Here is a 24,037-nt window from a genome sequence, read left to right on the forward strand (position 1 = left end):
AAATCCATTAATCCATTGGCAAAATGAAAAAAAATCATTTCTTTTTATTTTTTTTATTCGTATTTCTATCGTTTAACCAGCTGAATGCGCAGGTAACGCACATTAACTACACATTATCCATGAGCAAGCCCTCAACGCATTATTTTGAGGTTAGCCTGAAACTATCGGATATACTGAAGATAAAAGAGCTTCCGCAAAAGGCGTATGTCGATTTCAAAATGCCTGTCTGGACACCCGGCTCTTATCTGGTACGTGAATACGCAAAAAATGTAGAAGGCTTTGAAGCCACTGCCGGAGCAAAAAAAGTGAAGGCAGAAAAAATCAATAAGAACACCTGGCGTGTCTATACAAACGGCGCCAACGAGGTGACGGTAAACTATAAAGTATATGCCTTCGAGCTGAGCGTACGTACCAGTTTTCTGGACGATACCCACGGCTACCTGAACGGCGCAAGTATTTTTATGTATGTGCCGCAACTGAAAAAGTCGCCTTCTAAAATTGCTATTAAACCCTATACCGGCTGGAACTCCATATCGACCGGATTGAAAAAAGTAAGCGGCGAAGAAAATACATTCTATGCACCTGATTATGACATAGTGGTTGACAGCCCCATCGAGATTGGTACACACAAGGTGCTGAATTTTGAAATTCAGAACATACCTCACTCTGTGGCTATGTATAGCAATGGCCCATTGGAGTATGACGAACAAAAAGTGATTGATGCCTACAAGAAAGTAACACAGGCGGCAGCATCGGTTGTCGAAGTACATCCCTGCAAAGATTATACGTTTATCATCCATCACCTGCCGGGTGTGGGTGGTGGGCTTGAACATTTGAACTCTACCACCTGCCAGACCTCACCTATGGCTTATGTATCTGATGCAGGCTTGAAAGGATTCATGGGTTTAATAGCACACGAATATTTCCACTTGTGGAATGTGAAACGCATCAGACCAATCGCTCTTGGGCCATTCGATTATGAAAACGAAAACTACACCCACATGCTTTGGGTGGCTGAGGGCTTCACAACATTCTATTCGAACAATATTTTACTGAGAGCGGGTATCATTACTCCGAAAGAATTTGAGGATAGAACGGCGGCTTCGATTGGTGGTATTGAAAACCAGCCCGGCCAGAAAGTTCAGTCAGTAGCTGAGGCCAGTTGGGATGCCTGGATAAAATACTACCGCCCTAACGAAAACTCTCAGAACAGCACCATTTCTTATTACAACAAGGGTGGTGTAATCGGCGGGCTCATCAATCTGTTTATTATAGGCGAAACCAAAGGCAAGAAAGACCTGGATGATGTGTTTAAATTACTTTGGAGCGAGTATTACACGAAACATGGGCGCGGTTATAAAGACGAAGAGTTTCAGGCAGCTTGCGAGAAAGTGGCCGGCAAAAGCATGAACGATTTCTTTCAGAAATATGTGTGGGGTACTGATGCTATTGATTATGATGCCTTCTTTCAATATGTAGGATTAAAAACCGTGAAAGAATACGACACCAAAACACCGTTTTTAGGTGCTACCCTAACACCAAACACCAATAGGATAGCCACAGTTCTGAAAGGTGCTTCGGCCTACGAGGGCGGCTTGAATGTGAACGATGAGATATTGGAGATTGACGGAAACAAATATCCGGTAGGCAGTTACATTACCGATAAAAAGGTTGGCGATATAGTGAAAGTAAAAGTGAAACGCTTTGGCAGAGAGTTTACATATGACGTAACCCTGAAACCAAACCCGGCCGTGAAGATCAAGCTTGAAAAAGTGGGGAATCCAACGGCTGAGCAGGAAATGCTTTATAAGAAGTGGCTTTATATTAATAATTGATAGATTTGATATCAATTTGTTAAAAGGGCTCAGTCATTAAGATTGAGCCCTTTTTAATGTCCTAATCCACCGAATCCAATATCAGTTCGAAGTCTTCTGACATATCCTTGAAGCGCTGAATCACCTTCTCCATGAACGAATCTCCCAGCATTTCTTCAATTTCATCTTCACCAGATACGTCATATTCGTTCACTTTGTAGGTTTGCTCATACATGCCAGCTTCAAACTTGATAATGAACTTGTTGTTCCAGGCATAAAGCGATGTCTTGCAGTAGTTATTCGGAATTTCTTTTATAAATTTCATTGTTGTCTATGAAGTTTCGATTTTGGGGCACAATTTTACATAAGTTTTGCGGATTCCAAAAGAAAATGCAAAAAAATGAAACTGTACTTATCATTAAAAATAAAATGAATTACACATATAATACTTTTATAAAGGCAATAACTTTTAGTACTATTATACTGTCGGTTTCCTGTTCAAGGAACGAAAAAGACGCTGAATTATTCTTTATACAAGGAAATGTAGCCTATAAAAAGGCCGATTACAAAAAAGCCATTGATTATTTTACTGAGGCCATTGAGAAAACCCCCACCTTTGCCGATGCTTACAATAACCGCGGTTCGGCTAAATTGGCCATTGATAATATAAATGGCGCCATAACTGATTTTGAAAAAGCAGTTTCGCTTGATTCCGATTTCCTGCTGGCCAAGTATAACCTGGCCGATGCCTTATCAAATACCAATCGGCTTGATGAATCTCTCAGCTTGCTGAAAGCCATAGAAAAATCTTATAAAGATTCATCCTTTTATTTTGTTACGCTCAGCAATGCGCTGATACAGAAAAACAACTTCCCTGAAGCCCGGCAATCTTTACAAAGAGCCTTGCAACTTTCGCCGCAAAACGATAAGGCGCTTACTAATATAGGTTTTATAAATTATCAGGAGAAAGATTTTGAACAGGCCAGACAGAATTTTGAAAAAGCCATTGCCAGTAATCCCAAACAGGATTTTGCTCTGAATAACCTAAGCCTGATTTATGCGAACGAAGGAGATTTTGCGCAGGCGCTTGAGTTAGTAGACAAAGCCATTGCCATCAAAAAAAGTGTTTTGTACAAAAACAATAAAGGGTATTACCTGCTGAACCTTGGCAAACTACAGGAAGGTAGACAATTGGTGGAAGAAGCGTTAACAGAAAACGCCGATAATGCCTGGGCCATCAGAAACATGGGTGTCTACGAGCTCATGAAAAAGAACTACAGCCAGGCGCTGGCTCATTTTGAAAAGGCTGAAAGGCTTGACCCAGGAGTTGAGTTGATTAATTATTATCTGGGTGAAGCCTCTTTACTAAATGGCAACAAAGCAAACGCCTGCCGATACTGGCAAGTAGGTGTAAAGCTGAATGAAGGTAAATCGGCCGAACGCTTAAGAGAAGTCTGCAAATAAGCTTTTATAATCTCTGAAAACCTGAGTGCTCACTTCGCCGTCAACAAAGATTTCGAGCAGCTTGGGTTTATCGTCCTTTACGAAGAATGACGCCAGTGTTTCGCCCAGCTCTTTTTCGTTGGCAGCAGGCAGGTAGGTTACTCCGGCATCGGCACAGGTTCGGGCGGCGTTCATATTTTGTTCAGTCACAAAATAATCTTTTAGTTCGGCCTGTTTGTTTGGGCCGTCGATTATTCTGAAAATATTTCCTCCCTGGTTATTGATCATTACTACACGCAGGTTGGCAGGCAGGTGGCTATTCCAGAAAGCGTTTCTGTCATAGAAGAATGAAACGTCGCCAATCAGGCAAACCACTAGTTTTTCAGTCGACAAAGCATTACCTACAGCCGAACTCAGAATGCCGTCTATCCCACTAGTGCCTCTGTTGGCAAAAACAAGCGTTTTTTTATGCTCAGGCAAGCCCATGAGATTTGCATATCTGACAGGCATACTGTTGCCGAGGTGGAATATCGAATTCTCAGGAAAGTGTTCCAGAAACGTTTTTAAGGCTTTAAATTCAGAGAAAACCGCATCTGCAAGGAATCTGTTCAGTTTTACGCCTGTCGTTTGATCAGCAGCCTGCCAACGGGCTAAATACGAACTGTCTTCGTCGTCATCTCCTTCCTTAAATTTCTGCAGATCCAGATCGCTGAAAAGGGTTTCAAAGAAATATTGTTCCTGCACCTCCAGCTTATGGGTGAGCGTCTGGAACGGGTCAATCAGCGCCGGGTTATCCTGTACATGAAAATGAAAGCGAGGCTGATATTTACGGATAAACAATTTCAGATTTTTAGAAATAACCGACTTGCCGCAGGTAATAATCAGATCGGGCGCCAGCGATTCAAGAAATGATTCTTTTTTTGACGACAGAAACACATCATGCGCTGTAATAGCCCCTTCAAAAGCGGCATTAGAGATAATATCGCTCAAAACCGGTATTCCGAATTCATCAGAAATGCTCTTAAGAATACCGCCCAATTGCTTGTTCTGCTGTTGCCCTACTATTATTAACTTCTTTTCAGTACTATGCCAGATATCATAAAACTCCTCAAAAAAGCTGTTAGGTAGTTTTTTAGAAGCCGGAATCTGTTCAATGATTCTCACGTGCCGGTCGAATTTCACCACTTCGCCTTCAGCAGGATAAAAAGGCTCTCTGACAGGCACATTAATATGTACCGGGCCTTTCGGGAAAGCCTGAGATAGGTTAATGGCCTCATTCACCACTCTTCCAATTTGCCACACAGCATCTGTGTGGGTGTAGTCTGAGGGCAGCTGAAAGCTCTTCTTTATGTGTTTTCCGAAGATATTTTCCTGATAGATAGTCTGCCCGTCATACTGATGAATCCATTCTGCTGGGCGGTCTGCTGTTAAAACCAGCAGGGGTACTTCCTGAAAAAAAGCTTCTGTTACTGCCGGAGCCAGGTTATAAGCTGCCGTACCGGAGGTACACACCAATGACACCGTTTCGCCTGTTTTCTGTGCTATTCCCAGACCAATAAAACCGGCCGATCGCTCGTCGCTGATACTATAGGTTTTAATATCAGGATGCCGTGCCATTGAGATAGTGAGGGCAGCACTTCTTGACCCCGGGCACAGGATAGCCGTTTTTACGTTTTTCCTTGCACAGATTTCGGCAATATTATGTATGGGTTGCAGAATAGCCATAATATATGTTATACAAAAAAAGGCACGAGAATCGTACCTTTCTGATATTCTAATAATGTAATTTTTAACCTAAATAAGCCTTAAGGGCTTTGCTTCTTGAGGTTTGGCGCAAACGACGGATGGCTTTTTCTTTAATCTGACGTACACGTTCGCGTGTCAGGTTAAACTTCTCACCAATTTCTTCCAATGTCATGGCCTGCTCGCCATTTAAACCGAAATAATAGGTAATCACCTCAGCTTCACGTTGCGTCAATGTTGAAAGCGCTCTCATTACCTCACGGCGAAGCGAATCGTTAATCAAGCCCTGATCAGGTTTTTCTTCACTGTCGTTTTCAAGTACATCCAACAGGCTGTTTTCTTCACCTTGTACAAAAGGCGCATCAACAGACACGTGGCGACCCGAAATTTTCAGGGTATCGATTACTTCAGCAGCTGTAATTTCAAGTACCTCGGCAAGCTCTTCCGGAGAAGGCTCTCTTTCAAATTTCTGCTCAAGGTCTGAGAAAGTCTTAGAGATTTTATTCAATGAACCTACGCGGTTCAATGGTAAACGAACAATACGCGATTGCTCGGCTAATGCCTGCAGGATTGACTGACGGATCCACCATACCGCATACGAAATGAATTTAAACCCACGGGTTTCGTCAAATCTTTGTGCGGCTTTTATCAACCCAAGGTTACCTTCATTGATTAAGTCACCCAACGAAAGCCCCTGATTCTGATATTGTTTGGCAACAGAAACCACAAAACGAAGGTTCGCTTTGGTTAAGCGTTCCAGTGAAAGTTGGTCTCCGTCACGGATTTTCTGAGCAAGTATTACTTCCTCATCAGGAGTCAGCAAATCTACCTTACCAATTTCTTGAAGATATTTATCGAGAGATTGACTCTCCCGGTTGGTAATTTGCTTACTAATTTTTAGCTGGCGCATATTAAGTCAGTGAACTGTTTAATGAAGCGTTTTTAAGAGTACTGAATAAAGGTAATCAATATATCTCCCAAAACCAATTTCTTTATTAACGTAAAAATTTGATCGTATTCTTATTCTGATGAACAATTAATTTATGTTAACAGTTCGCTTGTATTCAAGCCATTAAACGCAATTAACTGTTCATCAGACGGCCAATAATCAGCAGATTATTGTTTAGGTGCCGGTTTTGGAAGAAGTACTTTTCTTGAAAGTCTGAATTTACCCGTTTTAGGGTCAACTTCAAGCAATTTTACCTGTAGCTCCTCTCCTATTTCTAAAACGCCGTCCATACTTGGCAAGCGTTCCCACGATATCTCAGAAATGTGCAACAAGCCTTCTTTACCCGGTAAGAACTCAACAAATGCACCAAATGGCTGAATCGACTTCACTTTGGCGTCATATACCTGTCCTACTTCCGGCTGAACCACGATTCCGTTTACACGTTTCTTGGCTTTTTCCATGCTTTCGCCGTTCGCAGAGAAAATCGAAACATATCCTTTGCCGTCTTTTTCTTCAATGGTAATGGTTGCACCTGATTCTCTCTGAATCTCCTGTACCACCTTACCACCTGGCCCGATAACCGCACCGATAAACTCTTTCTCGATAACGATCGTGAACGCTCTTGGCGCATGTGGTTTCAAGTCTGGTCTAGGGGCTTCTAAGGCCTCTTTCATTTTGCCCAGAATATGTATACGGCCTTGTTTGGCTTGAATCAACGCTTGTTCTAATACTTCAAACGACAAACCACCGATTTTAATGTCCATCTGGCAGGCAGTGATACCCTCTTCAGTACCGGTTACTTTGAAGTCCATGTCACCCAGGTGATCTTCATCACCCAGAATATCAGACAATACCGCCCATTTTCCTGTTTCGTTGTTGGTAATTAACCCCATGGCAATACCTGAAATAGGTGCTTTAATAGGTACACCGGCATCCATCAGTGCCAGACAACCCGCACAAACAGTAGCCATTGACGACGAACCGTTTGATTCAAGAATATCTGATACTACACGGATAGTATAAGGATTTTCAGATTCAGGAGGAAGGATTTTCTTCAACGAACGCATGGCCAGGTTACCATGGCCTATCTCGCGTCGTCCCGGTCCTCTGTTTGGTTTTACCTCACCGGTTGAGAATCCCGGGAAGTTATAATGCAGGAAGAATTTGCTGTAGCCCGAGGTCATAACCTGGTCTATAATCATTTCATCAAGCTTGGTTCCAAGAGTTGCAGTTGTCAATGATTGGGTTTCTCCACGTGTAAACAAGGCTGCTCCGTGTGCCGAAGGCAGATAATCTACCTCACATACAATCGGGCGAATTTCGTCTAACTGGCGACCGTCTAATCTTTTACGTTCGTCTAAAACCAGATTTCTTGACGCATAATATTGAATATCACCAAAATATGTTTTTGCAAATCCTTTCTTTTCAGCCAGTTCTTCTTCTGATAAAGTGGCCAGAAACTCATCAAGAACGGCTTTGAAACCTTCTTTTCTTACGTCTTTCTGGTTGCTGCCTAATTGGCAAACAGCGTATACTTTATCATATAACTCTTTATACATGCGCTCTTTCAGTTCAAGGTCATGTACTTCGTGGTTATACTCTCTTTTGGCAGTTTTGCCTACTTCGGTTTCAAATGCTTTTAAAGCAGCTACCTGAATTTTAATAGCGGCGTGTGCTTCGCGAATCGCTTCAATCATCTCCTCTTCCGTACACTGATCGGCTTCGCCTTCTACCATGATGATGTTATCTGCGGTACCGGCTACAATTAAGTCAAGAGAAGCTTTTGTAATTTCGTTTGATGTAGGGTTGATTACGTACTGGCCATCAACTTTGGCAACGCGTACTTCTGAGATGGGTCCGTTAAACGGTATATCAGATACGGCTATTGCAGCGGCGGCGGCCAGCGCAGCAAGGGCATCAGGCTGAATCTGCGCATCAGCAGAAATCAACGTTACGCTAACCTGTACTTCGGCATGGTAATCTTCAGGGAAAAGCGGGCGAAGTGCCCGGTCAATTAAACGGCTGATAAGGATCTCGTTGTCAGAAAGACGTCCTTCACGGCGTTGGAAGCTACCCGGGATTTTACCGGCTGAACCGAATTTTTCCTGATAGTCAACCGAAAGAGGTAAGAAATCGATACCTTCTTTGTGCTCATGCGCAGCTACTACAGTGGCCAATAACATGGCATTTCCTGATTTTACTACAACTGCTCCGTCTGCTTGTCTTGCTAGTTTTCCTGTTTCGAGGCTAATCACTTTGCCATCGGGCATTTCGATGGTCTTTGAGTGAATATTAAACATTATCTTATTGATGTATTAAACCACGTTTCCGCTTTCGACGTGGCAATTTTCTATCCGAATTCCGCGGGGATATTTCAACGGCCCTGCGCTCAGCAGGCAAAGCCCTGAAAAGATATGTATGTAATGGAAGTATACTATCTAAAAAGACAATCAGAGAATGACGTATCATTCTCTGATTGAAAAAATTACTTACGAATGCCTAATTCAGCAATAATTGCTCTGTAACGGGCAATATCTTTCTTATGCAAATAATCCAGCAAACGACGACGTTTACCAACCAGTTTCAACAAACCGGCTCTGGTAGAGTAATCATGTTTGTGAGATTTAAGATGTTCTGTAAGATGAGCGATACGATAAGTAAATAAAGCAATCTGCGACTCAGCCGAACCGGTGTCGGTTGCTTTTTTCTGGAAGCCTTTTCCTGTAAAGATTTCTTCCTTTTTCTCCGTAGTTAAATACATGTGATGTTAACTTAGATTTAAAAATGTTTATGAAAACGCAAAGATAATAATTTATTTTCACAAAAAAGTGAAAATACCAAAAATTAAGCAGTAGGACAGAAAAAAAGCCTCTCTCAAAACGGAAAGGCTTTTCAAATAACAAATGTTCAACTTAAACTTAATTCTTAAAAGTGACGATGGCGAGATTCGAACTCGCACAGGCTAACGCCCACTACCCCCTCAAAGTAGCGTGTCTACCAATTCCACCACATCGCCGGTTGCACATGCAAAACTAAACAAGGCTATAGATTATTCCAAATGATACGCAGTTTTTCATTTTATGCGCCTGTTTCAGGCTTTATTATGAACGGGATGCCGCTTTTTAATCGTACCAAAAGCATGAGTGTCCATACCGGCACAACCAAAAAACCTGCACGCTCAAACAGGCCTGCATAGCCGCTGGATTCTGTACTGTATACCGCATATAAAACAATACATATTGTCATAGCAAGGGCTGCACACAGAGTATAGATTTTCCAACCGCGCCATTGCAATTTTTTAGAAAAAAAACGGGAAGCAATGAGCAGACCGGCTATTGAACTCAGCGCTCCTACAGCAGCAAAGAGCAAATGTAACAGTCCCTGCCATGTCGGCGACTTTAAAGATAATCGCTCAGGGTCATAACCAGGTGCCGGGTCCTGATCAAAAATACCACAAAGAATAAGGCTGCAACCCGTCAGAAATGTAAGCACTGTAAATGCCTTCGCACCTTTGTTACCACCGAACAGGCTTTGCCATGCCGGGCAGGTAGAAATAACAACCAGACCTAAAAAAACAAAAGCAACTGCCTGGTACCATCCGTCCGGCCCGAGACTTAAAGCACTGAGTGATTGTTGCAGAGAATCAAAACCGGGTCGTAAAATGCCAACGATTAAAGCCCAGATCATGAACACAATTGAACTAATGACACCCAACCAGAGTCGTTTGAGTGATTCAGGTGGTACAGGAAGCAATTGGCTTATGTTATCCTGAGTTAAAGGAGTATTTGCTTCTTTATCAATCATGGTCAGATACTCAAAGGTTTGGCAGATGATTCAGAGAAGGTTTTTTTCAAATTTTGATACTAGCAAAATAGCAGAATTATTTCAGATTTCGGTATATTCCTGACAATTGTTTGAATTCAAATGCTTAAATTTCAATACAATGTTCGAAAAAGATATGACAAAAACAGAAATCTCAGGCATAGCTCCTTTTTTTATTGTAAGAAACGTTCCGGCCTCACTGAGGTTTTATCATGACCGGCTTGGATTCGACATAACATTTCAAGGACCCAGTGAAGACGATATCTTCTTTGGTATTGTTGAGCGTGGCGGAGCAATGATTGTATTAAAAGACATTGGTGTAGAACCAGTGCCTAACTATACCCGGGACATTAAAAAGGGTATCGCCCGCTGGGATGCGTATCTTCATGTTCCGAATCCTGAAGCACTGGCTATAGAATTCTCATCACGCAACGTCGGGTTCTTTAAACCACTCAAAGTTGATGATGATGAATTGTTAGGATTTGAAATTCAGGATATTGATGGATATATATTGTTTTTCGGGCGCCCACAAAATTGAATATTGTATTGGCTACAAAATTTTACTTTTTCTTACTTTTACCTTTTGCCAGCTCACTCTGAATATTCTCTTCGACTCTGAATTGAATCATCTCTTTGATGAGATCAAGCGGAAGTGGATTCTTATATGGAAACTGAATAGCCGATTTGCTGACCACCAGGTCTTTCAGTGGTGCTTCAAAATGGGTAAGGAACTCCCGGCTATAAGGATACGAAATGGTCAGGTGTTTGGCATAGGCTGAGTAATAGATTAAATAGCCTTTGTACTTGAAACATGGAATCTGATAGCTGATTACCTCTTCCACTTCAGGTACAATGTCATGTATAGCCTCACGGATGGCCTGTAAACGTTCCACTATTTCTGCCGGAAATGTGCTATGATACTCATCAATTGTTTGGTAGTCTGTCTTTGCCATAGGTTAAAATAAACAGGTTATGGTTTTTAATTAACAATCTTTCCATAAGGTTTAAATTCGCAAGGTTGTGTTTCTGATATATAGTCACATCCGAGCGAACCACTTTGTTGTCCGGGTTTTAGTTCAAAGTAATAAATTTCACAAACATCACTCCCATCATACTTCCATTTCTTTATCACAAAACCTTTTATAGTCTTAGTCGGGTGGGTATTTTTAAAGAATATTTCTTTACCTGCACTTGCCCCACACCCATATTGTATTGCTTTTGGAATTTTTTGAATGTATGCCTGTTCACTTGCTGTATTATATCCTGCAACACTGATTGTTTTGCAGTCAACAATTTGGGCATTAGTTGGCACTGTTGACACATATGCCATCAGAAGACAGAAAAATAAAGTTTTCATAGGTATTTATAAAATCAGGTTAATGCCGGTATTAACGGCAGTTTTCCAAATTTAGGATAAACTTATGTAATATTGAAGCAATTACCAGTAAGATTGAACGTGCCTGGTTTTATGATACCTGTATTGAAACCACCGCTGCGGCAGCATAAAAAATAAAGGTACCGCAAAATAGGTTTCACTTGTTTTGTTCATTTTAAATGATTCACTTTGAATCCGATAATCGCCATTGATACTAATTTAACTTTTGCCATAAAAACAAGCCATGATAACGAAAAACTTACCCAACGCCTTTCTTTCCGGTGTGCTGACCGTAGCACAGAACCCGGCACTTACGCAAAGCATAACGACTTCTTGACAGATAGTACCATTGTCTGTCTCGGGTTTTCATAAGTAACAGGACGATCTACGATCTCCTGATGACCTACTTGTATCCTATGCATAATACATTCATGTTTTATGCCCTGGCTTGCATGTGCGGTTCCTGACACAGGCAATATCATATTGAATGAAAACTAACATTAACTTTCAAACAGTTTAATGATATGCCATATACTAGTGCACCCAACGACTTATGGAGCGGACTGTTTAATAATGTAGGAGACCAGGGACAATCTTTCGATAAACCCATTTCTCCCAGTGGTACTTATTATGCATTTTTATCCAAGGCTGATTATGACGAAAGCACCGATACATGGTCTATCATGTTTGAGGTGCAAACCAAAGAATGGACTAACAATGTTTTCGACAATGGAAGTACCGAAGTTATGTGGATTGCTCCTAAAGTGCTTGCATCCATATATAACATTACATTCGTATATACTAGTCCGTTATTGTCTGTTCTTGGTTTAAAAGATTCAAACGACGTGGCTGAGGCCTCGTGGTATATAATAACTCTTACTAAACAAGACACTGGTGATGTTAACGGCATTCTTTATAACCCGGACATAGACATGAACCCGGACGACCCTGCCATGCTTTATGGTAATTATGAACTCACTTCTGCAAGTTTGTTGGTAGTGCCGGTTCTGCCTGATGCATATTCACCGAATGTACAATTATTACAAAGTGTTGTGGATGCAGGCTTAGCTCCGCAAAAGATAAAGAAAGCATTAAGTACTCGCTACTATCCCTATAAGAAAAAACAGGCTTATAAACGCCCCAGAAGTGAGGAAGAGTTTGATCAACTTACTTTTACAGCTCCTGTTACTAGTATAGGTGCGATGGATATCGGTCAAGGTAATTGTAACCTGCTAATAGACTATGCCACAGAGCCATTCCTATATTTTGATATAGGCTATCCTTTATGGTTTTATGTAGGTAGTTTACCTGCTAATATGCGCTTTGGTACACCTGGGTATCAAGGACCAATTGTCCAGAATGCAGCCGGAGATTTGGCGGTTGTACTTTCTCACTGGGATTGGGACCACTGGCGGTTAGGAAGAGTAGCAGGAATGCAGGGTCTTATATGGTTGGTACCCTTTCAACCTATTGGCGGCTCGACTTTAAATTTTGCTCTGACACTTGCCAATTGCTTTATTCATGGTGGTGCTCCTTTAAATGTTCTCGGAGGGTGCACAGTTTATAGATGTATTCCTGCTTTTGGTACACCTCCAGCGGCATTAATGAATAATTCAGGAATAGCAATGCTTGTTAATATGCGGTTTCCCACAAATAGCCCTGTGGCTACTACTGTGTTAATGACAGGCGACGCTAATTTCAATAATGTAACTGGTGGGCCATTCCTGACGCTGAGTGGTATAGAAGCGGCACATCATGGTTCGAATGCGCATGGCGCAGCAGCTAATCTGCCCCCGCAAGTACCTGCTTATAATAATGCAGGATGTGTATTCTATTCTTACGGTATGCGCCCTACTGCGGCTGGTCTGGTATACGTCTATGGTTTTCCTGTACAAGCAGCGGTTAATGCCTACAGGGCGGCAGGATGGGGCAATGTCTTAAACGGTGGCGTCGAAATTTCAACCGCTGAAGGCACCCAAATACGGGCAATACCAGCCACTTTAATGCACAGAGGCAATGTTCGCTTGGGTGATCAGACAGCTTTGCCTGTAGCCTATAACGGCACCGCATTTAATAATTTTCCGAATTGGATTAACTAATAACAGACAATGTTATGGCAGATAATACCATTAAGAACCTCAACGACGTGAAGCTATGGCTGCAACCTGTGCAGCCGGGAGAAATAGTACCTGTTTCCTCCTCCATGTTCGATGCGACGCTGGTCAATAAATTGCTCGAAATGCTACCCGGTACCAGTACGATCGACGTAACCGTTACGTCGGTTGTTCCGGATGGCGATAGCCCGTCGCTTAATGGTCATGCTACGGTAATGGGGCAGGTTAATACTAACGTTATTTTTACATTTACACAGCCTGGCAGCAATCTGTTGTTGACGCTGAATCTGAATCTGCCTGATGACGTAAGCTGGTCACTCGTGCAAGGTCTTTCCCTTGGTTTTACAAAGCTGAAAGGTACACTGGCTCCTGATGAAGAACTAAGTGTAATTTCTCTCGGCTTTGCCTGCGAAATTGCAGCCGGATCGCCAAAGCCCTTGTATTTCCCAGTTTCAATGACAATACCTACTTTTGACGGCGACTGGACACTTTCCGGTAGTTTTGATCAGCTAGGTGACCTTACTTATGACTTCCTTAATGCCATAGGCGGTAACAATGACCTTACCAGCATATTACCTAAAGAAGTAGCTGCTCAGCTCAATAATTTTTCTCTGAAGCAATTCCAGCTAAGTTTTAACCCATCAAAGCAGACAGTTGCATTTATCAGAATAGCCCTTCAATATTCTGCCAACTGGTCTTTCTTTGGCGATTTATTTGTGGTCGAAAATATAGAATTTGAATACGAAGTATTTAAGCCGCTTACTTCTGACAATTACTATCAGGCTACCCTGATTGCCAACATGACTCTGTTTGAAGGGTTCCCCTTCCAGGTTGGAGGGCAGTTTCCCGACAAAGTCGTATTTGCACAATTGCAGCCTGACAAGACTGCCGAACTTACCAAGATATTCAGTTTTCTGAAAATACCTTTGCCACAAAACTTCCCTGATGTTGAGATAAGCACGCTCAGCCTCATGTACTATACCGAAGACGGCGGGTACAATTTCAGATTGGCCATAACCAAGCCTTTACCTATTGCTGGTAAAGTAAGTCTCGACAACGCTTCTTTTGAAATGGGTGCCAATTATGACCCCGTAGGTGATAAAATGATTGGCTTTGGTAGTCTTTATGCGCATTTTACTATAAGCACTACTACTGTGCTGCTTTCGGCAGTTTACAAAGAAGGCCAGGGCGTGGATATGACCGGTGAAGTAGACAATCTGCCCATTGGCGAACTAATTGCAGAACTGCTGGATACTTTCGGTATCACCTGGTATCCTAAATTTATATCAGAGATAACCCTTACCAAACTAAAAGTTACTTACAATACCAGTTCCGGCAATTTCACGTTCGACTGCATCGGGCATATCCCAATGGCAGACAACAACGCCGTAGATATTGAAGTGAGCCTTAGTGCAATAAAATCTAATACAGCAGACGGTTACAATACAGATATTGAAGCCAAGGGGGTTGTTCAGTACAAAGAGCAGATTTACACGCTTCTTTTCTCTAAAACAGCAGCCGATACCGCCTTTGCTGCACAATGGGAAAACAAAGGCACACCGCTCGGTATCAATTCAATTGCCGATATGCTCGGTCTTGGAGATATAGTGCCTCCTATACCGCCGGAACTGGACCTTTCTCTGAAAGCCGCAGCTTTTGTATATGACAGTGCTAAAAGCCAGCCATTATTTGTGTTGGAAGCGGCATCGGCTAATCCTAATTATGGTTCTGCAGCCTTTGCTGCTATTCAGGATCTGACCACCAAAAAATGGATATTCTATTTTGGTCTGGCTACTGATGCCGTAATAGACCTGTCTAATCTGCCTATTATTGATAAAATCACGGTTATTACCGAAGGCATACTGGCCATAGAAGCCATCCATGTCGACATCGCTTCTAACCCGATCACGAAAGAGAACGCAACGCTTATTAACAGTATCATTAATAAGTATGCACCGGGCGACATCAAGTTTCCCAATGTTCCGGAGGCAGGGATGATTAATCTTGTGGCTTTCTCTATGCAGGTAAACATCGGAGGAACGAAAATACCAATCTCACTAGGAGGCGACAACACCCAGACCTTTGTATATGAGGAAGGATTGGCTGTCTATCACGACACCATCAGCAGAGTGAACGACAGAGACCGCTATTCGGTGGTACAAACCATCAGTTCAGACAATGGCGGAAGCAAAACATTCTGGTTCAATCTGCAAAAGAATTTCGGTCCCTTGTATTTCGAAAAAATCGGACTTGCTTACAAAGAACCCAACATTTATGTGCTGGTAAATTGTGCCGCAACAGCCGGAGGCCTTACCATCGGCCTTGAAGGTTTCGGAGTAAGCCTGCCCATCAGTGATTTCGGGGTCTCTTTTACCATCAGTGGTATCAGTGTAACGTTCCAGAGCGGGCCGCTTCTCATTAGCGGGGGCTTGTCCGGTACCTTCGACCCTGTAGATCTTGTAGGGCAGCTCTTCATCAAGACCAAAACAATCACTATAGGTGCCATTGGCGGTTATACCGAGGTCGACAACCGCCCTTCATTATTTGTTTATGCAGTACTCAATTATCCTATCGGCGGGCCGCCTTATCTGTTTGTAACGGGCCTGTCTGCCGGATTCGGCTTCAATCGCAGTCTGGTTCTACCCGGTATCGACGGCGTGGCCACCTTCCCATTCGTCCAATGGGCAATGGGAATGAACAATCCGCCGAGTGCTAATCCAAACGGAGATATAGCCAAGCAGGTAAAAGACGTAATGAGAACCCTCGTCGATGGAGGGGTTGTAGCTCCTCTGACAGGTAATAACTGGTTGACTGCCGGCATAAGATTCACCAGTTTCGAAATCCTCGATTCCTATGCCATGCTTACCATTGCTTTCGGTACTAAATTCGAAATCGCATTGCTGGGCTTGTCGAAACTGATACTACCACCCGGGGCTGGTGTAAAAGGGTCTAAAGTACCTGTTATTGTATATGCCGAGCTGGCATTGGCGGCGTCGTTCTCTACCGAAACAGGCCTGATAGCAGTGCAGGGGCAGTTGACAAACAGTTCTTATGTGTTATCGAAAGACTGTCACTTGACCGGAGGCTTTGCATTTTACTTATGGACAAGCGGCGAGCACTATGGCGAATTTGTAGTTACTCTCGGGGGGTACAATCCGAACTATACCGTACCGAATTACTATCCGGTTGTGCCGCGTTTAGGCATGAACTGGAAAGTAACCAACGAACTGAGCATAAAAGGTGGCGAATATTTTGCGTTGACATCTAATGCCGCAATGGCCGGCGGTTATATGGAAGCCGTATGGCAAAGCGGTGGCATTAAAGCCTGGTTTAGTGTGCAGGCCGATTTTCTAATCATGTGGAAACCTTTCTATTATGATATCAGAGCCGGTGTGAGTATTGGTGCCAGTTTCAAAATAGATTTGTGGTTTACTACCTTAAGTGTAACCATTCATGTGGGTGCCAGCATTCATATCTGGGGTCCGGAGTTTTCAGGTGTGGCAAAGGTAGACCTCTCTATTATCTCGTTCACAATTGCCTTTGGCGCCAAAACGCAGATCAAGGAAAAAACAATTTCGTGGAATTCTTTTGCAAAGGATATGCTGCCGCAGAAAAACAGCGGGTCTTCAAATGTGCGCACTATGGAGGGCGCAGATACCCCGCCTGATCCAGACGTAGTTAAGATAACCATCAGCAATGGCCTTATTATGCAATTGAGCGACAAGGAAGGTGATCTGAACTGGATTGTTAATGCAGAAAACTTTGAATTGGCCACGCAGGCAGTTATACCTTCAAAAGACTGGTTGCTGAGCAGCAACATCAGCCTCAATACTCAGGCACAAAACGCCAACGTGGTTCAGAATACAAATTTCGGGATACGCCCGACGGGTACTCAGCAGGCAGCTTTGACGTCGACGCACAAAATTACGATAACCAGCAACGAAGACAGCACCTTCAAGGCAACCAGAACTTTAGGCAAGGTGGCAAAGTCACTCTGGCAGCCGGTTCAGTTCGATTCCAGCGGAAATCCTATTCTGGGCAACCCTGTGCAGGACACCACTCTGAACGACGTACTGACAGGTTTCTCGGTTGTTCCGTTCGTTAAACCGCCTGACCATACCCTACCGATAGACCTGGTTAATCTGCAATATACATTGGCGCCCGAATTCCAGTATTTCTCCTGGGCTGCGCCATACATAGCCACTGCGGATGATTTTGAAGGAGACACTGTCGAAAATACTATTATGACCCCACTGGCAATTGATAACCGTAATCTGTTGCTGCAGGCGATCGTGAATAACGGACTTACCGTAGATACAAATATCAATGTAATCGTATTGGCCGATCCGGCGACTAATTACCTGCTTGCCGAACCTGTAATGCGCTTACTCGGAGAAGAAAAACAACTTTAGAGATGGCAAAAGAAAACAAAACCATAGCTGCGAAATCGAAACCTGTCAATACCCGAAAGAAAGCTGCCGTAAAGCTTGCTACCGGCACAGGAGACGAGGATAAAAAGGTGATTTTTATCCAGTACGATATCCCTCCGCTTAAATCCGGAGAGTACACAGTTGTTTTGGAGCAGGGTGTAAACCTGAATACGGGTACTCCCTACCGCACTTCAAGAAAATTTGCCGTAACCGGAGAGCGATTCACCCTGAGTCCTAATGATTTTAACTCTGTTTTTCCTCCTAATCTGGCCAATGGTGAGTTTTCAGGCGTGTTTCCATTGGCAGTATTCAACAGACGCACCTTGCCTTGGGAAAGAACGTCTGTCATGTCAGAACAAAGCGCTCCCTGGCTCGCCTTGTTTTTATTCAATCAGGATCAGGTGCCCGAAATAAAAAAGGGCAAGGCAAAAGACCTTGTTCCGCTGGGTACCGAAATCACGGTTGAAGGTGCTCCCGGCATAAAAGATGTAGGTACAATGCCGGCAGGGATATTGTCGTATCCGGGCATGAATAAACTGGACTACGGCGAAACACCTGAAGACCCCATTAATTATATAGACATCCCCACCGCTATTTTCAATACTGTAGCGCCGTCGGCCGCAGACCTACCCTATCTGGCGCATATCCGCGACACAGAAACGATAGACAAGACCGATAATAAAGTGCTGGACGAAGCACTTTATGCAGTAATAGTGGGGAATCGCATTCCTGTTGATGGAGCAACAAGCTATGTATTTATGGTTTCGCTCGAAAACCTGGGCAATTATCTGCCCGATGATAACGGTACGTCACATATACCTGCGGGCAACAATTTTATACGGTTGCTTACTTATAGTTCTTGGCATTTTAGTGTTAATACCAACGATGAGAATTTCGAACAGCTGCTTGAAAACCTAAACAAAAACGAACTGGGAGAAACAGGCCTGACCACACTGCAATATCCGTTTGAGGGCGACGTACCACCGGCACCAGTCGTTGAAAGTGCGCTTAAAAAACAAGCCACAGGAAATATGACCGCAGCAGATGCGGAGGTGTTGGTGCATAATGCATTGAACATGGGCTACATACCGCTCACTGAGATTCTCAGGCATCCCGGCAATACCGTTTCGTGGTACCGGTGCCCGCTTGTTCCTTATTTCATTAAAGAAACAGTCACGCCCCCTATTTCTACGCCTGATGCCATTAATAGGTATAATCCGGAGACGGGTATGTTTGATGTGTCGTATGGTGGAGCCTGGCAGATAGGCCAGTTGATGGCTTTGCAGAACAAGGCATTTTCAACGGCGCTATACAACTGGAAAAAAGGAGAAACCGTGCAGGAAGCAATTGCCGAAGAGCAGAAAATAATTATGGATAAATACAAATCCATTACTGCGTTTAACGGTCTGATGCTCACCCGTAACACGATATTATTCGCAGCCAATGATACGCCCATACCTGAAAATATTGTTCTGTGGCTAAGCCAGCTGGCTTTACTTAAAGGCGTGCCTTTCAACTATCTGGTGCCCGATGAGAGAATGCTGCCGCCCGAATCGATGCGTTTTTTCTACATGGATAATAACTGGATTAACTGTCTGTTGGATGGTGCGTTCAGTATCGGGCGTTCGTCAACCGCCGATCAAAACAAAGATTCTAACCGACTACAGAAAATGATGGCTCCGGTGAAGCACCGGGTCAGTTTATCAAGGCCGCGTAAACCGAAGCTTTTGTCTTATGCCAACAATAGTGGAACCATTACAGGCTTATTGCTGCGCTCGGCAGTTGTAGGTGGTTGGCCCGGTCTGGAAATAAACGGATACAGTGATCTGGACGGCAAAAACGAAATACAGAAACTACGCATGGAAGCGCTGTCAAGCGATACGCTCATTTGTATTTTCGACGGCATAGTTCAGATGGTGGCCGTTCATGAACCGCCGGAGGCGCTGCACGAGGGTCTGGTAAAACATGATAGCTCGTGGGCCACTACTCTGAGAGTAGTAAACGGAACCGACCCCGGTAGTCAGATTCCGGGCGCCTATTGTCCGGTTACTCTAAGGTCAGATAACCAGACACTGCAGGTGAAAAAGGCGGCAGATGCTATTAAGCAAACCTTAAACAGCCCGCCTTATAATCAGAACATACAGAATTTCACATCGGCAGAATATGCGCTTGAATTGATAAAAGGAGTAGTGAAAGTTGAATTTCTTAACAACTAATCATGCGGAAATGCAAACAACAGATACAAATGATTTAGGCCTGGTGGTTCCGGTTGATATGGCCGCACTGTGTGTAGGAATTATCGACCAAAATGACAAGACAGGTACCAGCACATTTGCAGGAGCCACTACCGTATATACAAATCAGTCGGGTAAAAATAATGCTTATGTAGGTACCAACGTAGTGCGTGCACTTTCAGCTGCTCCATGGCAGCAGTTAACAACCGGCATACACTTGCACTGGAGCCTGCCCGAAGCGCTTACACAGGGTGCAAACGGAACATCGGGTATCCTTTTATTCGGTGCGGTTCCTAATCGTTGGCTCATCAGCCGGGTGGCTATAACTAAAAACGGCCCTGTGCGCAGTACCTGGATCATCCAGAGCGATACACTCAATACTTCATTACCGGCGGGGCAACTGGCAATCACGCTCCCTGTGAAAAAATTGAACCCTTCCGATGCTGATTACAGATACACAGGCATGTACAAGGTTTTCGATGGTCAATGGGTAGACCCGGGTAATAATGATTATTTTAAAGAACAAACCGGACAGGACTTATCGGCCGTTTCAAGTGGTGACTCTTCGTTTGCCGCGTTTTATCCCAACAGCCGCAGTCTCTTTGGTTTTCAGGATACACTTGCAGATTTAAAAATTGGCCCGAACGACCCTGCCGTAGACCTCATGTATGAGGTAACCGGCTGGTTCAGTAATACCAATAATGACCCGCTGTATAACGGGAAAACAAAAGAAGAAATTAATAATCTGTATGACTGGACCTACGACGGCACCAGCGAAACAACCACTTACTCAGTCTATAGCGGCATTATACAAAACATAGCCTGGAGCCCATACAATAAGTATGTGGTAGATCAGGCCAATCAACTGCCGGTTGATGCGGCATTAACGATAGGCAATACACCGCCAGAGTGTTTTGCCGCTTATTTCAGAGATAAACTTCATCCTGATATTCCTTTTTTTGAAACCTTGCTTAATGCATTTCAAAACGGATTGCTCAGTGAGTTTATGCAACCCCAGCCAGACCAACTGGCTCAGCTGGAAGAGATGTTGCATCAGAAAACATTTGCAAGTATCGGCACCGGTACTACCTATCAGATTATCAGACCGGCAAAAGATTCACCCGAAGAAGCAGAAGTAGCCTTTCCTCTGCCACTGGCAGAAGCGCTCGATTCACTGAATGTATATCAGCAACAATGCGATTTTTATGACCATTATACGCTCAGTTTTCAGTGGCAATTATTTGCAGACTGGTATAAAATGGTGAATACCACCGATCCGGAGATTCAGAATACCCTGTACCAGCTTATCTATAACAGTCTTGGAACCACCTGGCCTCAGATTCAGGCCACTAATACAGACCTTACCAGCCAGCTTAATCAGCAAAAAATCATAGTCAATGAACTCATTACAACAATTGATGCCACGCTGGAGCTCAAGGCGACCTCGCCTGCCCGTTACTGGCAGCCCAATGAGCCGGTAATGCTGCTGGTGGCCGATCACCTGTCGAACGCCATCCGTGGCAAATCATTGAAACAGAATTATGATGAAAACGGCTATCTGAAATGCAGAACAACAGTTCAGCTTATCAGCTCAATTATAGTAAAGAACATAACCATTACCACAAGCCAGTTCAGTAGCAGCGGCTTACCAACACCTAATAACCTGCCCTACCCGCTAGTGAGCAATAACCTGCTGCTCGAATCATTGCTGCTGAACACCAACCTGGTGTCTGGGCTTACCGGTGTGGCAGCGGCAGACCTCGAAGCAGCCCTGACCTTGGCTATGAACGGCAAACCGCAGGACTTGTACACATTCACCGGAATTGTGCCCTCGGCCATGGAAGCTTTCTGGTGGCATACCAACCCGTGGTTTCCGATATTTACAGAATGGACCGTGAAATATGCTCCTTTGGAAGCCACCGAAACCAACGGACAATTACACAATTATACAACAGATCTTTTTACTGAAAACTATAAAATAGACCAGGACAATGGCGGTAGTGTTGTTTACAAAGGCAGCCTTGATCCGTCAAAAATAGATTTTAGTACTGCGCAGCAATACAAAAGCTCTGCCATTATCAGTAACAGTGCAGCAGAAACATTCTACGACCAGCTGGAAGACTATCTGGAAGTGTATCCGAACGAAACACTGCAACAAATTGCTGATGCCCTTCAGATAGGAGTTTTTGCTTCCAATGCCTTTAGCGGATTCAATAGTTTGCTGGCAATGATACAGCAAAGTATGCAGTTAAACATCAATGCAACACCGCAAAGCCCCTATTACAATATTACGCAATTAGTTGCGCAGGTAGCAGGAAAAGCGAATACGGTGTCACCTGTTCCGAATGGATATTTCAATCCGGTACGTGCTGGCTTTTTACAATTCAGCCTTAGTCTTGTTGATGTCTATGGTCAAAAAAGAACAGTCAACATTACCCAGAATATTACTTCCGAACAACTGACCACAATATATAACAACGCTGTTGTACCCAATGTCGTATATGTACCACCGGCATTGGCACAGCCGTCTCGTCTGCTGTTCCGCTGGATGTCTGCCATAGGAGATCATATACAGGAAATGAATGCGCATCCGGCTACTACGCCTATATGCGGCTGGGTATTACCCAACCATCTGAATGGCAGTTTGTTTATTTACGACCAGCAGGGGCGTTCTATGGGCACACTGGGTATGAATGGCACTCAGACTGCCATGCTGTGGCAGTCTGCACCGGGTAATAATGCTACCATCAACCAGTCAATTGAGCAGGTATTTGCTTTGCAGAATCCTAACCTGCGCGACATGGCAGTGGCTTTATACAATAACGGACCTGCATTCTTCACTAAGTTCTGGAAAGCAGTAGACAACATGCATAATTTCATTGATCCGAATAATTATGCACAAAGTGCCGACCTCGCCGTTCTCATCGGACGGCCTATTGCCTTGGGCGAAGCCATGTTAAGGCTGGAGCTGGACAGCAGCCCTGCATTGAACCAGAGCTGGACTACCCTGACCTCGGGAGAATACAGAACCGATAACCAGTTCACCAATGTGGAGTTTCCGGTTATGCTCGGCGACCTGAAGCAAATTAACGACGGACTGATAGGCTATTTTCTTGAAAATGCCGACGGATTCAATTTCTCAACCTTTTATACTGAAGGAGCTGCAACCACCGGTGACAGCGGTGTGGTAAAGCCGGTAGAAGATACCATTAAGCTCACAGCATCTCCAAAGCCGGACTCTCCTGTACCTTATGACGTCTCGGCTGATGCCAGATATGTGCTGATGTTGTTCGATCCACGGGCAACAGTACATGCTACCATGGGCATTTTGCCTACTAAAATAATCGATGTGCCTTCTGACATGTATGCCGATACCCTAAGCATACTGGAAATGACTTTTCTAACTACACCTGTATTGAAAGGCGTAACAGGCTTCAATATGCCGGTGCCGGACGAAGAAGGGTATCAATGGTCGTGGGTTGAAGAGGCAGTATTTGAAGAGAAGCCAGTATGGGAAGTAACGCCTGAAATAGGCTACGTAGGAGGCCAGGCCATTGCCGACTATACGCCTCAGACAATTCGTGAAGGATGGCTAAAACTAACACCCGAATTGTTGCGTTTCGAAATACTGAACGATAAAGGCCAGCCAACAGCCCCGGCTAATACAATCAGCACGCTTTACCTGGCCATCACAAACAGAAAACCACTCGATATCACCTTTAAGCCTGAGGTATTACCCCAAACTCCGGGTTCTGCTATCTATATACATCTTGGTCAACTGGTTAAACAGGCTGATGTGCCGCTGATTCAGTTTTCTGCGGATGGGTGGGTATTCAAATCTTTAAGTGACTCAAGATATGGCAATTACTGGCTGGCTACTCCAACCGCCGAAATGTCATTAAAACCCAAACAAACACTTAAAATGACATTAAACAATCTGAAGACTGTCGCCCATACCGGACAGGTACAAATGTACTTTGAGTACCTCAATGTTGAGGGTGTCAACAACGGCCTCGAAGCAACTCTGCTAACCCTTACTTGATTCAGTGTAAAGAATCTATTTAAAATTCTTACAGTCAATATTCTATTTATACAATAACTATTTAAAAAAAA

15 protein-coding genes and 1 tRNA gene are annotated in these 24,037 nt (G+C 43.7%); 7 read left to right on the plus strand and 9 right to left on the minus strand.

Features of this window, described 5'->3' with window-relative positions:
* The first annotated feature begins 23 nt into the window (after nucleotides 1–23).
* Nucleotides 24–1,835 (plus strand): M61 family metallopeptidase, encoded by a 1,812-nt coding sequence (locus tag AC1RRY_RS20605; RefSeq protein WP_492823515.1) that lies wholly within the window; start codon nucleotides 24–26, stop codon nucleotides 1,833–1,835.
* A gap of 61 nt (nucleotides 1,836–1,896) precedes the next feature.
* Here AC1RRY_RS20605 and AC1RRY_RS20610 read toward each other — a convergent pair whose 3' ends face one another.
* Complete coding sequence (locus AC1RRY_RS20610) at nucleotides 1,897–2,139, minus strand: hypothetical protein (RefSeq protein ID WP_492823513.1); 243 nt, start codon at nucleotides 2,137–2,139, stop codon at nucleotides 1,897–1,899.
* Between the two features lie 104 nt (nucleotides 2,140–2,243).
* Here AC1RRY_RS20610 and AC1RRY_RS20615 point away from each other — a divergent pair, with 104 nt between their 5' ends.
* Nucleotides 2,244–3,278, plus strand: coding sequence for a tetratricopeptide repeat protein (locus tag AC1RRY_RS20615; protein WP_492823511.1), 1,035 nt, complete (start codon nucleotides 2,244–2,246; stop codon nucleotides 3,276–3,278).
* Here the strand turns inward: AC1RRY_RS20615 and menD are convergent.
* The 6 genes from menD to AC1RRY_RS20645 form a co-directional block, all read right to left on the minus strand.
* A complete protein-coding gene (menD, locus tag AC1RRY_RS20620; RefSeq protein ID WP_492823509.1) occupies nucleotides 3,258–4,982 on the minus strand; it encodes a 2-succinyl-5-enolpyruvyl-6-hydroxy-3-cyclohexene-1-carboxylic-acid synthase in 1,725 nt (574 codons plus the stop codon). The genes AC1RRY_RS20615 and menD overlap by 21 nt on opposite strands.
* Nucleotides 4,983–5,046: 64 nt before the next feature.
* Nucleotides 5,047–5,910, minus strand: coding sequence for a sigma-70 family RNA polymerase sigma factor (locus AC1RRY_RS20625; RefSeq protein ID WP_101725972.1), 864 nt, complete (start codon nucleotides 5,908–5,910; stop codon nucleotides 5,047–5,049).
* Nucleotides 5,911–6,116: 206 nt separating this feature from the next.
* Nucleotides 6,117–8,249, minus strand: a complete 2,133-nt coding sequence (gene pnp / locus AC1RRY_RS20630; protein WP_492823506.1) for a polyribonucleotide nucleotidyltransferase — start codon at nucleotides 8,247–8,249, stop codon at nucleotides 6,117–6,119.
* A gap of 185 nt (nucleotides 8,250–8,434) precedes the next feature.
* The gene (gene rpsO / locus AC1RRY_RS20635) at nucleotides 8,435–8,710 is read right to left on the minus strand and encodes a 30S ribosomal protein S15 (protein ID WP_492823504.1); all 276 of its coding nucleotides are present in this window, start codon (nucleotides 8,708–8,710) and stop codon (nucleotides 8,435–8,437) included.
* Nucleotides 8,711–8,881: 171 nt separating this feature from the next.
* Nucleotides 8,882–8,965, minus strand: a tRNA-Leu gene (locus AC1RRY_RS20640).
* 62 nt (nucleotides 8,966–9,027) lie between these two features.
* Complete coding sequence (locus AC1RRY_RS20645) at nucleotides 9,028–9,753, minus strand: DUF998 domain-containing protein (RefSeq protein WP_492823502.1); 726 nt, start codon at nucleotides 9,751–9,753, stop codon at nucleotides 9,028–9,030.
* A 154-nt stretch (nucleotides 9,754–9,907) separates the two neighbouring features.
* Here AC1RRY_RS20645 and AC1RRY_RS20650 point away from each other — a divergent pair, with 154 nt between their 5' ends.
* Nucleotides 9,908–10,309 carry a VOC family protein gene (locus AC1RRY_RS20650; protein WP_492823501.1) on the plus strand — a complete coding sequence of 134 codons (402 nt, stop codon included), beginning with the start codon at nucleotides 9,908–9,910 and terminating at the stop codon, nucleotides 10,307–10,309.
* 22 nt (nucleotides 10,310–10,331) lie between these two features.
* Here AC1RRY_RS20650 and AC1RRY_RS20655 read toward each other — a convergent pair whose 3' ends face one another.
* Both AC1RRY_RS20655 and AC1RRY_RS20660 read right to left on the minus strand, forming a co-directional pair.
* Nucleotides 10,332–10,724 (minus strand): iron chaperone, encoded by a 393-nt coding sequence (locus tag AC1RRY_RS20655; protein WP_492823499.1) that lies wholly within the window; start codon nucleotides 10,722–10,724, stop codon nucleotides 10,332–10,334.
* A gap of 26 nt (nucleotides 10,725–10,750) precedes the next feature.
* Nucleotides 10,751–11,128: a hypothetical protein gene (locus AC1RRY_RS20660; RefSeq protein ID WP_492823497.1), complete on the minus strand. Its 378-nt coding sequence runs from the start codon at nucleotides 11,126–11,128 to the stop codon at nucleotides 10,751–10,753.
* A gap of 542 nt (nucleotides 11,129–11,670) precedes the next feature.
* On the opposite strand from AC1RRY_RS20660, the gene AC1RRY_RS20665 reads away from it, so the two are divergent.
* The 4 genes from AC1RRY_RS20665 to AC1RRY_RS20680 are packed head-to-tail and all read left to right on the plus strand — an operon-like array spanning nucleotide 11,671 to nucleotide 23,966.
* Nucleotides 11,671–13,245: a hypothetical protein gene (locus tag AC1RRY_RS20665; protein ID WP_492823496.1), complete on the plus strand. Its 1,575-nt coding sequence runs from the start codon at nucleotides 11,671–11,673 to the stop codon at nucleotides 13,243–13,245.
* Between the two features lie 14 nt (nucleotides 13,246–13,259).
* A complete protein-coding gene (locus AC1RRY_RS20670; protein WP_492823494.1) occupies nucleotides 13,260–17,672 on the plus strand; it encodes a DUF6603 domain-containing protein in 4,413 nt (1,470 codons plus the stop codon).
* A 2-nt stretch (nucleotides 17,673–17,674) separates the two neighbouring features.
* Nucleotides 17,675–19,906 carry a hypothetical protein gene (locus AC1RRY_RS20675; protein ID WP_492823492.1) on the plus strand — a complete coding sequence of 744 codons (2,232 nt, stop codon included), beginning with the start codon at nucleotides 17,675–17,677 and terminating at the stop codon, nucleotides 19,904–19,906.
* A gap of 10 nt (nucleotides 19,907–19,916) precedes the next feature.
* Nucleotides 19,917–23,966, plus strand: a complete 4,050-nt coding sequence (locus tag AC1RRY_RS20680; RefSeq protein ID WP_492823491.1) for a hypothetical protein — start codon at nucleotides 19,917–19,919, stop codon at nucleotides 23,964–23,966.
* Nucleotides 23,967–24,037: the final 71 nt, after the last annotated feature.

This window comes from Emticicia sp. GW821-FHT11C11, assembly GCF_058808615.1.

Coding starts and splice junctions, on each gene's coding strand:
- AC1RRY_RS20660 (WP_492823497.1), bottom strand. CDS start 11,128: ATGAAAACTTTATTTTTCTGTCTTCTGATGGCATATGTGTCAACAGTG.
- AC1RRY_RS20615 (WP_492823511.1), top strand. CDS start 2,244: ATGAATTACACATATAATACTTTTATAAAGGCAATAACTTTTAGTACT.
- rpsO (WP_492823504.1), bottom strand. CDS start 8,710: ATGTATTTAACTACGGAGAAAAAGGAAGAAATCTTTACAGGAAAAGGC.
- menD (WP_492823509.1), bottom strand. CDS start 4,982: ATGGCTATTCTGCAACCCATACATAATATTGCCGAAATCTGTGCAAGG.
- AC1RRY_RS20655 (WP_492823499.1), bottom strand. CDS start 10,724: ATGGCAAAGACAGACTACCAAACAATTGATGAGTATCATAGCACATTT.
- pnp (WP_492823506.1), bottom strand. CDS start 8,249: ATGTTTAATATTCACTCAAAGACCATCGAAATGCCCGATGGCAAAGTG.
- AC1RRY_RS20680 (WP_492823491.1), top strand. CDS start 19,917: ATGCAAACAACAGATACAAATGATTTAGGCCTGGTGGTTCCGGTTGAT.
- AC1RRY_RS20625 (WP_101725972.1), bottom strand. CDS start 5,910: ATGCGCCAGCTAAAAATTAGTAAGCAAATTACCAACCGGGAGAGTCAA.
- AC1RRY_RS20610 (WP_492823513.1), bottom strand. CDS start 2,139: ATGAAATTTATAAAAGAAATTCCGAATAACTACTGCAAGACATCGCTT.
- AC1RRY_RS20675 (WP_492823492.1), top strand. CDS start 17,675: ATGGCAAAAGAAAACAAAACCATAGCTGCGAAATCGAAACCTGTCAAT.
- AC1RRY_RS20645 (WP_492823502.1), bottom strand. CDS start 9,753: ATGATTGATAAAGAAGCAAATACTCCTTTAACTCAGGATAACATAAGC.
- AC1RRY_RS20650 (WP_492823501.1), top strand. CDS start 9,908: ATGACAAAAACAGAAATCTCAGGCATAGCTCCTTTTTTTATTGTAAGA.
- AC1RRY_RS20605 (WP_492823515.1), top strand. CDS start 24: ATGAAAAAAAATCATTTCTTTTTATTTTTTTTATTCGTATTTCTATCG.
- AC1RRY_RS20670 (WP_492823494.1), top strand. CDS start 13,260: ATGGCAGATAATACCATTAAGAACCTCAACGACGTGAAGCTATGGCTG.
- AC1RRY_RS20665 (WP_492823496.1), top strand. CDS start 11,671: ATGCCATATACTAGTGCACCCAACGACTTATGGAGCGGACTGTTTAAT.